This window comes from Stenotrophomonas sp. ZAC14D2_NAIMI4_7 (genome assembly GCF_003086675.1).
GTDB lineage: Bacteria > Pseudomonadota > Gammaproteobacteria > Xanthomonadales > Xanthomonadaceae > Stenotrophomonas.
Genome location: NZ_CP025995.1, coordinates 1,194,934 through 1,205,998, shown reverse-complemented (window position 1 = coordinate 1,205,998; position 11,065 = coordinate 1,194,934). Strand labels below are relative to the sequence as shown.

At 66.9% G+C, this 11,065-nt stretch carries 8 protein-coding genes; 3 read left to right on the top strand and 5 right to left on the bottom strand.

What is annotated here, in order from left to right:
• The first annotated feature begins 70 nt into the window (after positions 1–70).
• Complete coding sequence (locus tag C1922_RS05605; RefSeq protein WP_199912229.1) at positions 71–2,821, top strand: TonB-dependent receptor; 2,751 nt, start codon at positions 71–73, stop codon at positions 2,819–2,821.
• Positions 2,822–3,043: 222 nt separating this feature from the next.
• Here the strand turns inward: C1922_RS05605 and C1922_RS05600 are convergent, their stop codons facing one another.
• Positions 3,044–4,657, bottom strand: coding sequence for an alpha-glucosidase (locus C1922_RS05600; RefSeq protein ID WP_108748859.1), 1,614 nt, complete (start codon positions 4,655–4,657; stop codon positions 3,044–3,046).
• Positions 4,658–4,871: 214 nt separating this feature from the next.
• Between C1922_RS05600 and C1922_RS05595 the strand changes: the two genes are divergently transcribed.
• Complete coding sequence (locus tag C1922_RS05595) at positions 4,872–5,870, top strand: polyprenyl synthetase family protein (protein WP_108748858.1); 999 nt, start codon at positions 4,872–4,874, stop codon at positions 5,868–5,870.
• A 266-nt stretch (positions 5,871–6,136) separates the two neighbouring features.
• Here the strand turns inward: C1922_RS05595 and C1922_RS05590 are convergent, their stop codons facing one another.
• Positions 6,137–6,922: a dienelactone hydrolase family protein gene (locus C1922_RS05590; RefSeq protein WP_108748857.1), complete on the bottom strand. Its 786-nt coding sequence runs from the start codon at positions 6,920–6,922 to the stop codon at positions 6,137–6,139.
• 125 nt (positions 6,923–7,047) lie between these two features.
• Between C1922_RS05590 and C1922_RS05585 the strand changes: the two genes are divergently transcribed.
• Entirely contained in the window at positions 7,048–7,626 is a 579-nt protein-coding gene (locus C1922_RS05585; protein ID WP_108748856.1) for an SMI1/KNR4 family protein, read from the top strand.
• Positions 7,627–7,660: 34 nt separating this feature from the next.
• Here C1922_RS05585 and C1922_RS05580 read toward each other — a convergent pair whose 3' ends face one another.
• The 3 genes from C1922_RS05580 to murL form a co-directional block, all read right to left on the bottom strand.
• Positions 7,661–8,194, bottom strand: a complete 534-nt coding sequence (locus C1922_RS05580) for a hypothetical protein (RefSeq protein ID WP_108748855.1) — start codon at positions 8,192–8,194, stop codon at positions 7,661–7,663.
• Positions 8,195–8,318: 124 nt separating this feature from the next.
• Positions 8,319–9,728: a UDP-N-acetylmuramoyl-L-alanine--D-glutamate ligase gene (murD, locus tag C1922_RS05575; RefSeq protein ID WP_108748854.1), complete on the bottom strand. Its 1,410-nt coding sequence runs from the start codon at positions 9,726–9,728 to the stop codon at positions 8,319–8,321.
• The gene (murL, locus tag C1922_RS05570) at positions 9,709–11,061 is read right to left on the bottom strand and encodes a UDP-N-acetyl-alpha-D-muramoyl-L-alanyl-L-glutamate epimerase (protein WP_108748853.1); all 1,353 of its coding nucleotides are present in this window, start codon (positions 11,059–11,061) and stop codon (positions 9,709–9,711) included. Before murL ends, murD begins: the two co-directional genes overlap by 20 nt.
• Positions 11,062–11,065: the final 4 nt, after the last annotated feature.

The window sequence follows — 11,065 nt, the reverse complement described above, 5'->3', positions numbered from 1 at the left end:
CCGCGTCGCACGTTTCCGGCCCCGCCGGGACGACCACAAAATGCTCTACAACATTGCCTGGGAGGGGAAAATGTTGAACCACAAGCGCAGCGCGCTGAGTCTGGCGCTGGCCGTCGTACTGGTGCCGTCGCTGGCATCGGCGCAGTCCACCGAAGCCACCGCCACCGATCCGTCCGCCACCAACCTGGACACCGTGCAGGTAACCGGCATCCGCCGCGGCATCGAAAACGCCATTGCGGTGAAGCAGAGCGCCACTTCGGTGGTCGAAGCGATTTCCGCCGAAGACATCGGCAAGCTGCCCGATGTCAGCATCGCCGAATCGCTGGGCCGCCTGCCCGGCCTGGCCGCCCAGCGCGTGGCTGGCCGTGCCCAGGTCATCAGCGTGCGCGGCCTGTCGCCCGACTTCGCCACCACCCTGCTCAACGGCCGTGAAGTGGTCAGCACCGGCGACAACCGCAGCGTTGAGTTCGACCAGTACCCGTCGGAACTGGTGAACGGCGTGACTGTGTACAAGACCCCGGACGCGGCCCTGGTCGGCCAAGGCCTGTCGGGCACCATCGACATGCAGACCGTGCGCCCGCTCAGCTTCCCCGAGCGCGTGATCGCCGTCAGCGGCCGCCTGCAGAAGAGTTCTCTGGGCGAAGCGGCCAACGTCGATGAATTCGGCAACCGCTTCAGCGCCAGCTACATCGACCAGTTCTTCGACAAGACCCTGGGCATCTCGATCGGTTACGCGCACAGCGATAACCCGATCCAGGAAAACCAGGTGGGCCTGTACGAACCGTGGACCACCGAGCAGACCACCAACGGCAACCGCCCGGGTCTGGCCGCTGGCACCTACTTCTCCGATGGCATCAAGGCCCTGCGCCGTACCGGCAACAACAAGCGCGACGGCGTGATGGCCACCATCCAGTTCCGGCCGAACAACGCCTGGACCAGCACCTTCGATGCGTTCCACACCGAAGCCGAACAGATCGACACCGCCAACCAGTTCGAGGTCAACCTCAGCAACTACAACGGCGGTTACACCCCGGGCCTGCTGATCAGCAACCCGCAGGTCAATGCCGATGGCACCTTCACCGGGGGCACCGCCAGCGGCGTGTACCCGCTGGTGCGCGGCATGTACAACAAGCGCAAGGACAAGATCGATGCGTTTGGCTGGAACAACGAGTTCACCTTCGGCAGCGTGAAGCTGGTGGCCGACCTGAACTACTCCAAGGCCACCCGTGACGAGCTGAACCTGGAAAACAACCTGCAGCTGACCCCGATGCCGCAGCTGGACACCATCGGCCTGGTGGTGAACCCGAACGGCTTTTCGCAGATCTCGCCGGGCCTGGATTATTCCAACCCCGATGCGCTGTTCCTGACCAACACCATCTACGGTTCCGGCTACGGCAAGGTGCCGCAGGTGGAAGACCGCCTGAAGGGCGGCAAGCTGGCGGCCACCATCACCCTGCCCGAAGCGATGGCGTCGTGGGCACCGGACCTGGACATCGGCGTGAACTACGCCGACCGCCGCAAGACCAAGACCCAGTCCGAAGGCAACATCCTGCTGGGCGCCCAGGGCGATGCCAACATCGCCTCGGACCTGCAGTATTCGCCGGTGAACCTGGGCTTTGCCGGCATCGGCAACATTCCGGCCTGGAACGTGCCGGCCGCCGTGGCCCGCTACATGACCTTCGATCCGGTCGACAACCTGGATTACCTGATTCCCAAGTCGTGGGTGGTGGAAGAGAAGATCACCACCGCCTGGGCGCGCCTGAACATCAACACCGACATCGGCGTGGTGGGCGTGCGCGGCAACATCGGCGTGCAGATGCAGCACACCGACCAGAGTTCGGATTCGCGCTACTGGGACAGCTCGCAGCCGGCCGGCAGCAACATCCAGCCGTATTCCAATGGCAAGACCTACAACGACTGGCTGCCCAGCTTGAACCTGGCCTTCATGTTCCCGCATGAGCAGACCCTGCGCTTCGCCGTGGCCAAGCAGGTCGCCCGCCCGCGCGTGGACCAGATGCGCGCCGGCCTGGAATTCGGCGTGGATACCGCCACCGGCAAGCCCGGCGGCAGCGGCGGCAACCCGCTGCTGGACCCGTGGCGCGCCACCGCCATCGACCTGTCCTACGAAAAGTACTTCGGTGAGAAGGCCTACGTGGCCGCCGCTGTCTTCTACAAGGACCTGAAGAGCTACGTGTACACCCAGTCGGTGGACAACTACGACTTCACCGACCTGCTGGGCAGCTACGTGCCGCCGCCGGGCATGACTGTGCCGGTGCTGACCACCGGTACGTTCTCCTCGCCGCAGAACGGCAAGGGCGGCACGCTGAAGGGCCTGGAACTGACCGCATCGTTCCCGCTGGACATGCTGACCGACAGCCTGCGCGGCTTCGGCGTGCAGGCCAGCGCCACCTTCAACAAGAGCGACATCGAGATCCTGGACCCGGAAAGCGCCTCCAGCGTGGGTACCGATCCGATCAGCCTGCCGGGCCTGTCCGACCGCGTGTACAACTTCACCGCCTACTTCGAGCGCAATGGTTTCGAAGCACGCGTGAGCCAGCGCCGTCGTTCGGATTTCATCGGTGAAATCGGCAACTTCAACGGTAACCGCACGCTGCGTTACGTGGTGGGCGAGAACGTGACCGATGCGCAGGTCAGCTACACCTTCAGCGACAGCAGCGCCCTGCGTGGCCTGACCCTGCTGCTGCAGGGAAGCAACCTGACCAACGAGCCGTACCGCACCTACGCCGGCACCAAGAATCGTCCGCTGGAATACATCGAGTGGGGCCGCACCTACGTGCTGGGCGTGAACTACAAGTTCTGACCCACGCCGTGGAAGCCACAGGAAACCCGCTGCGCAGGCAGCGGGTTTTCTTTTGCGTCGGCGTTGGCGGAGGGTTGGCCCTGCCCATCCACGCATGGCATGGATCCACTGGAAATGCCCATCCACGCCATGCGTGGATACGCCAACCCCGGCCCCCACGCACAAAAAAGGGACGGGGCGCTTCGGCCCCGTCCCCGCAAGTACCGCCACCGGAGAAATCGGTCAGCTGCGTCGGGCGCAATACACCGCGCGCGGCGGCAGCCGCAGTTCGTTGCCTTCCACCGTGCCCGCATCCGGGCCCGGCACCGCCACCTGTTCCCAACGGCCGGCCGGCAGCGGATGGCTGACCGGCGCTGCCGACAGGTTGAAGGCCAGCAGGAGAGTTTCATCTGCAAGCATACGCTGGAAAAGCAGCACCGGCTCGGCGCTGTCCAGGAACTGGATGTCGCCGTGCAGCAGGGCCGGCTGGCTGCGCCGCCAGGCCAGGAAATCGCCGAAGGCGCTCAGCACCGAGTGCGGGTCGGCCTGCTGCACCGCCACCGCGGCGGCACGGTGCTCGGCCGGAATCGGCAGCCACGGCTTGCCGGTGGTGAAGCCGGCCAGCGGGGCATCGGTCCACGGCAGCGGCGTGCGGCAGCCGTCACGGCCCTTGAAGTTGGGCCAGAAAGTGATGCCATACGGGTCCTGCAGGTCCTCGAACGGCACCTCGGCTTCGGCCAGGCCCAGTTCCTCGCCCTGGTACAGGCAGACCGAGCCGCGCAGCGAACACAGCATGGCCACCAGCATGCGGGCCAGACGCGGGTCGGCCGGGTGACCGCCCCAGCGGCTGACCGCCCGCTCCACATCGTGGTTGGACACCGCCCAGCACGGCCAGCCTTCGGTCATCACCGCTTCCAGGCGCGAGACCGTATCGCGGATATAGGCCACGCTGTAGTCGTCCACCAGCAGCTCGAAGCTGTAGCCCATGTGCAGGCGGCCGTACTGGGTGTACTCGGCAGTGGTGGCCAGCGAATCTTCCGACGAGATCTCGCCCAGGCTCACCGCGCCCGGGTATTGGTCCAGCAGCGCGCGCAGCTGTTCCAGGAACGGCAGGTTTTCCGGCTGGGTATTGTTGTAGTAGTGGTACTGGTAGGCGTACGGGTTGTCCGGGCTGAAGCCGCGGCCCACCCGCTTGTCCGCCGGTTTGGGCGGGTTGTCGCGCAGCTGCGCGTCGTGGAAACAGAAGTTGATGGCATCCAGGCGGAACCCATCCACGCCGCGGTCCAGCCAGAAGCGCACGTTGTCCAGCGTGGCCTGCTGCACCGCCGGGTTGTGGAAGTTCAGGTCCGGCTGGTCGACCAGGAAGTTGTGCAGGTAGTACTGCTCGCGGCGCGGTTCCCACTGCCAGGCGCCGCCGCCGAACAGCGACAGCCAGTTGTTGGGCGGGGTGCCGTCTTCGCGCGGGTCGGCCCAGACATACCAGTCCGCCTTCGGGTTGCTGCGGTCCTGGCGGCTTTCACGGAACCAGGCGTGCTCGATCGACGTATGGCTCAGCACCTGGTCGATCATCACCTTCAGGCCCAGACCGTGTGCCTTGGCCAGCAGGCGGTCGAAGTCGTCCAGGTTGCCGAACAGCGGGTCCACATCGCGGTAATCGGCGATGTCATAGCCGAAATCGGCCATGGGCGATCGGAAGAACGGCGAGATCCAGATCGCATCCGCGCCCAGCGCGGCAATGTAGTCCAGACGCTCGATGATGCCCGGCAGGTCGCCTACCCCGTCGCCGTTGGCGTCGAGGAAACTGCGCGGGTAGATCTGGTAGATGACGGCTCCGCGCCACCATGGATTGTGCGACATCGACAGCCCCCCTCCGGGCATGCGGGACCCGCCGGAAGCGGGCCGAAAAGCAACTCCGGCAAGCTTAGCGGCGGCCTCCCGGCGATGGCGCTGGCTGCATACGTATTCACGCCGCAGGGCCGGCCAGCGGCCCGCGAAAAGACCGGTCGGTCCGGTTTCCGCCCGAATTCACGGCCAGCGCCTATAATCGGGGGGAGCCTGAAAGCCTGATCGCATGACCATCACTGAAGACACCCGTCCCGCCCTGGGCCTGCCCCAGATCCAGTCGCTTGCTGCGGCCGACATGGCCGCCGTCGATGCCCTGATCCGGCGCCGGCTGTCCTCGGACGTGGTGCTGATCAACCAGATCGCCGACCACATCATCTCCGCCGGCGGCAAGCGCCTGCGCCCGATGCTGGTCATGCTGGCCGGCCACGCGGTCGGTCAGGCCGGGCCGGAGCACCACCAGCTGGCGGCCATCATCGAGTTCATCCATACCTCGACCCTGCTGCACGACGACGTGGTAGACGAATCCAGCCTGCGCCGTGGCCGCAGCACCGCCAACGCCCTGTGGGGCAATGCGCCGAGCGTGCTGGTGGGCGATTTCCTGTACTCGCGCAGCTTCCAGCTGATGGTGGAACTGGACCGCATGCCGGTCATGCGGATCCTGGCCGACACCACCAACCGCATCGCCGAAGGCGAAGTGCTGCAGCTGCTGCACGTGCACAACCCGGACACCGACGAAGCGGCCTACCTGCGCGTGATCGAGCGCAAGACCGCGGTGCTGTTCGCCGCCGGCACCCGCCTGGGCGCGCTGGCCAGCGGCCAGGACGAAGCCACCCAGCAGGCCCTGTACGACTACGGCATGCACCTGGGCTACGCCTTCCAGATTGCCGATGACGTGCTCGATTACTCGGCCAATGCCGAGGAACTGGGCAAGAACCTGGGCGACGACCTGGCCGAGGGCAAGGCCACCCTGCCGCTGATCCACGCCATGGCCCACTCCGACCCGGCCACCCGCGAGCGCCTGCGCACCATCGTGCAGGACGGCGACGCCTCGGCCATGCCGGAAGTGCTGGCCGCGATCCGCGCCACCGGTGGCCTGGAATACAGCCGCCGCCGCGCCGAGGAATACGCCGAAGCCGCCGAGCGCGCGCTTGATGGCCTGGGCGACAACGATGCGGTCGCCGCCCTGCGCGGCCTGGCCCGCTACGCGGTGCAGCGCTCGCATTGATCGGTGAAGGCGTGCCGACCAACGTCGGCACACACAATGACCGGCAGGTGCCGACCGTTGGTCGGCACAGAAGCATCGGTAGGTGCCGACCCTGGTTGGCACAGAAGCATCGGTAGGTGCCGACCTTGCTCGGCACAGAAGCATCGGTAGGTGCCGACCTTGGTCGGCACAGAAGCATCGGTAGGTGCCGACCTTGGTCGGCACAGAAGCATCGGTAGGTGCCGACCTTGGTCGGCACGCCCTCACCAGTCGAGCATGGCTCGACTCTACAAAAACCGTTCCTCGAAGAACTCATCCAGCGCCTTCCACGCGCGCTTGGCCGCGCGTTCGTTGTACTGGCACCCCGGCGGGCTGTTGGCATCGCGCTCGGCAAAGCAGTGCACCGCGCCGCTGTAGTTGGTGAATTCCCAGTCGACCTTGGCCGCGTCCATTTCCTTCTGGAAACTGCCGATGTCCTCGGCCGTCACGCTGGTATCGTCGGCGCCATTGAGCACCAGCACAGAAGGGTGCGTGCCACCGGCCCGTGCAGGCAGGGGTGAGCCCAGGCCGCCGTGCAGGCTGACCACACCGGCCAGCGGCGCACCGGCACGGGCCAATTCCAGCACCGTGGTGCCACCGAAACAGAAGCCGACCGCACCGATCCGGCTGGCATCCAGCGGTGCCTTGCCGGCCTGCGCCTTGAGCACGTTCACCGCTTCCAGCGCGCGTGCGCGCAGCAGGGGCCGGTCGTTGCGCAGCTTGGTTGCCACCGGGCCGGCCTCGGCATCGGTCTTCGGCCGCACGCCCTTGCCGTACACATCGGCCACCAGCACCACGTAGTCATCGCCGGCCAACTGCTTGGCCTTCTCAATCGCCGATGCGTTCACGCCCTTCCAGTTGGGCACCATCACCAGGCCGGGGCGCTTGTCACTGTCGCCGTCGTCGTAGACCAGCACACCACTGAAGGTCGTGCCCTGGTGCGTCCATTCCACCGGCTGGGTCTTCATCGCCGCCCACGCCGGCATCGCCGCCAGCCCCAGCACCATCGCTACACCATACCGCCAGCTGTTCATGCGCCTGCTCCAGAAAGAAGGGAAGCAGGCTGCACAGCGTCCACGCCTGCCAGTGCGCATTCTGCATTGGCGGCGTGACGCAGGTGTGGTTGGATAACCCCCTGTTCCTGCTTCCCAGCAATTGAATGAACCTGGTAGACCGTTTCCTGTCCGGCCTTGTTGCCCGCTTGCCGGAAGATGACGCCCCGCAGTGGGCCCACGTGCAGGGCGCCAGCGCCGACGACCTGCAACGCCTGCGCTCGCAGTGGCCGCAGGTGCCCGACAGCTTGGTGCAGCTGCTGTCGCGCGTGGATGGCACGCACTACCGTGAGTACCCCGGTGGTGAGGTCTGCGTGCTGGTGCTGGGCTCGGACGTAGGGGACTACCCGTACTTCCTGCGCTCGGTCGAACAGATCTTCGAAGACCAGCGGCAGTGGCACGACAGCATCCGTTCCATCTACGAGGAATGGCTGGACGACGAGCCGGACATCCTCGGCGCCGGCATCGACGGCGATCTGCCGATGAACCGCCGCCTGTGCTTCTCGCACTGCATGAACAACGGCGGCACCTCGATGCTGTATCTGGATTTCGATCCCGCTCCGGGCGGCACCGTCGGCCAGGTAGTGCGCTACCTGCACGATCCGGACAGCTACACGGTCATCGCCGCCAGCTTCGATGCCTACCTGCAGGACTTGATCGAACGCGATTACAGCTTCATCGAGTAGATCCACGCCATGCGTGGATGGGGCTCACGCGCTTTCACCCGCGTTCGATCCACTGCAACGTTCCCGGTTCGAACGCCAGCAGATCGGCCGCCGCCAGCTGCGCGCGCGACCAGCGACGCTCCGGCGGCTTCGGCTGCCGGGCCCCCACCGCACCGTCGTAATCGCGCACCAGCAGGCCAATACGCGCCGCGCCTGCGCCCAGCAGCGCATCAATCCGCTGCAGCCACTGCCCGGCATCGCCCAGCGCCTGTTCCCGGCGCACCTGCTGATCCTGCTCGTGCCGCGCCCGCTGCTCGGCCAGCGCGCGGGCGATCTTCGCCTCGCTCCAGCCCTTCTTGCGCCAGCGGTCGGCATCGCCCTTCCATTCCGGCTCGGCCCGCGCCGACGCCAGCGCCGTGCCGCAATCGCAGTGCGCGGCGCTCAGCCAGGGCTGCCAGCCGGGGCCGACCGCCGCCTGCAGGCTGGGCGAGGCCTGCGCGAACAGGCGCCGGCCACTGCGGCTGAAGACCGCGGCGGCAGTGTCGTGGGCCAGCGTAGTGGGCAGGAACACGGTAATGAAGGTGCACATGCGGGCGTCCGGGTCCGTCCGGGAATGCAGCGATGGTAACGCGCCCCTGGAGTAGATCCACGCCATGCGTGGATAGGGGTCAGAGCCCTTTCCTGCGGAAAGGGATCTGACCCCTGGGCCTGCCCTACCCGATGCCCAGCCCCGGAATCGCGCTGATGCTGTCCGGGTTGAATCCGGCCAGTTCGGCAAAGTGGCGGCCACGCGCCACGTAATCGCGATAGGCACCAAAACTCGGCGCGCCCGGTGACAGCAGCACCACCCCGCCCTGCGCGCCCAGCGCGGTACGCGCCAGCGCCATTGCCTCGGGAAGATCGCGCGCCGCGTGCAGGCCGAAGCGGCCGGCATCGGCCAGCGGCTGCAGCATGGCGTGGATGCGCGGGCCGTTGCTGCCCATGGTCACGATCTCCACCGGCGGCACGTCGTGCGCCATGTGCTGCATGAAATCGGTCCAGTCCAGGCCACGGTCGTGCCCGCCCACCAGCAGCGCGATGCGCTGCCCAGCGAAGCATTCCAGCGCCGCCAAGCTGGCGTGCGGCGTGGTGCTGATCGAATCGTTGACGTAGGTCAGGCCATCGGCCACGCCAATGCGCTGCAGACGGTTGGGCAACGGTTGGAAATCCTGAACCGCCGGTGCCAGCGCCACCGCATCCAGCCCCAGCGCTTCCAGCGCGGCCAGCACCGCGCACAGATTGCCGCGGTTGTGGCGGCCAGGCAGCGGCGTGTTGCGGGTATCAAACACCGCCTGCTCGCCGCGGTGCACGATGTCGCCACGCATGTGCCAGCCCTGCGGCTGGTTGAACCAGACCACTTCGCTGTCGGGCAGCGACAGCGCGGCCAGATGCGGATCAGCTGCATTGAGCACGGCGATGCGCGGCGCGGCCTCGGTCACCAGCCGCAGCTTGTCCTCGATGTAGCGCTGCTCGCTGCCGTGCCAGTCCAGGTGTTCCGGGAACAGGTTCAGCACCACCGCCACCTGCGGGCGGGCGCCACTGCGCGCCACTTCGCCGGTCTGGTAGCTGGACAGCTCCACCGCCCAGTAGTCGGGGGCAGGCTGCGGGTCCAGCACTTCCAGCAGCGGCAGGCCGATGTTGCCGACCAGTCCGGTGCGGTAACCAGCGGCGCGCAGCAGGTGCGCGACCAGCGCGGTGGTGGTGCTCTTGCCCTTGGTGCCGGTCACGCACACGGTGTCGTGCACGATGCCATCGGCACCGGCGTGTTCGGCGAACCACAGCGCGGTGCCGCCGATGAAGACCGTGCCCTGCGCGGCCGCCGCCAGCGCGATCGGCTGGTACGGGCTGATGCCGGGCGACTTGATCACCACATCGAACGCAGCCAACGCCTCGGCGGTGGGTTCACCGCGCACGTCCAGCAACCCCTGCGTTTCCGCACGCGCCGCCTCGGCCTCGGCGGCCGGGCAGAACAGGCTCAGGGCCAGCGCGGGCAGGCGCGCGCGCAGCACGGAAAATGCCGCACGGCCCTCACGCCCCCAGCCCCACAGCGCAACGCGCTTTCCTTCAAGCTGCGAAATCTTCACGCACCTGTTCCCACAGCGCGGCCGGAATGCGGTGCTCGCCCTGCAGCTGCAGCAGCGGTGCCAGTTCCAGTTCAGCGGCATCCAGCTGCGGCTGGATCTCGTTGCAGAAGCGCTTCACCAGCACGTCTTCCTTCCATTCCGGGCGCTGCGCCAGGGTCGCCATCGCCGCGCGCGATTCGCGGCCTTCGCCCACGCATTCGAACGGCTTGTGGTCCTGGAATTCCAACAGCGCATCGAAGCCCGCGGCCTGCTCCGCATCGTCCAGCAGGTTGCGTCCGAAGATGCGCACCAGGCGCGTCTTGGGCATGAACGGGGCCAGCGCCAGGAATACGAAATGGCACTTCGGGCAGACGCCACACCAGCGGTTCACCGGGCGCTCGCCCAGGATGTGGAAATTGCGGTTGCAGCTGGAGAAATGCGCGTCGTAGAAATCGGTCTTGGCGAACTGGCGGGCCACCGCCAGCTCGGACATCGGGCGCAGCAGCGAGTAATAGTGCAGATCGGCGGCCACCTGCTGCTGCACGTGGTTGCCGAAGGCCTGCTCGAAGGCCCAGCCCTTGGACCACTGGTGGTTCACTTCACCGGTGCCGGGAATCTGGCTGCCATAGCTGGCCGAACGCTCGTTGGAGAACACCACCTGGTCCACGCCCTGCAGCAGCGCGGCCAGCACCATGATCGCCGAGTTCACCGCAGTGACCGGAATATGGCCGTTCCAGGCGCCCTGGCGGTTCAGCTCGAACAGTTCCGGTGCCAGCGCGCGGCCCAGGTTCAGGGTCGGCAGGCCGGTGCGCTCGGCACAGGCGCGGATCAGCTGCGAACCGCCGATCCAGGTCACCGTCTCGTCCACGCCGGCACGGCGCAGCGCTTCAATGCTGACCAGCGAATCCTTGCCGCCGCCGATGGCCACCAGCGCGTGCGGCTGCAGGCCCAGTGCCGGCGCCTGCACCGCCTGGCCCTGCACCGGCAGGCGGAAACGCCCGCGCAGGTTCAGGCCGTTGCGGTAGGCGAATTCGCCCAGGCCGTTGAGGTAGACCGTTTCCACCAGCGCCGCGGTCTCAGCATCGATGGCATAGCTGTCGATGCTGACCGTCTCCGGCACGCCCGCCTTGTAGTAGCTGACGCCGGCGATCAGGTGCAGCAGCTGCAGTGCACGCTGCACCGCGGCCGCGCGTGCCTCGTCCAGCACGAACGGAGCGCCCGGCACGGTGATGGTTTCCACCATCTCCGGGCCATCGTCGAAGGCGTAGACCAGCTTGGCCACGCCGGTGTCCGCAGCGAACTCGCAGCGGACGAAGCGGAAGCGGGAAACCTGGTGTTTATCGAAAGCAGTCATGGTG

Bases quoted from the DNA above. Each gene is read 5' to 3' on its own strand.
- C1922_RS05605 (WP_199912229.1), top strand. From the start codon at position 71: ATGTTGAACCACAAGCGCAGCGCGCTGAGTCTGGCGCTGGCCGTCGTA.
- C1922_RS05600 (WP_108748859.1), bottom strand. From the start codon at position 4,657: ATGTCGCACAATCCATGGTGGCGCGGAGCCGTCATCTACCAGATCTAC.
- C1922_RS05595 (WP_108748858.1), top strand. From the start codon at position 4,872: ATGACCATCACTGAAGACACCCGTCCCGCCCTGGGCCTGCCCCAGATC.
- C1922_RS05590 (WP_108748857.1), bottom strand. From the start codon at position 6,922: ATGAACAGCTGGCGGTATGGTGTAGCGATGGTGCTGGGGCTGGCGGCG.
- C1922_RS05585 (WP_108748856.1), top strand. From the start codon at position 7,048: ATGAACCTGGTAGACCGTTTCCTGTCCGGCCTTGTTGCCCGCTTGCCG.
- C1922_RS05580 (WP_108748855.1), bottom strand. From the start codon at position 8,194: ATGTGCACCTTCATTACCGTGTTCCTGCCCACTACGCTGGCCCACGAC.
- murL (WP_108748853.1), bottom strand. From the start codon at position 11,061: ATGACTGCTTTCGATAAACACCAGGTTTCCCGCTTCCGCTTCGTCCGC.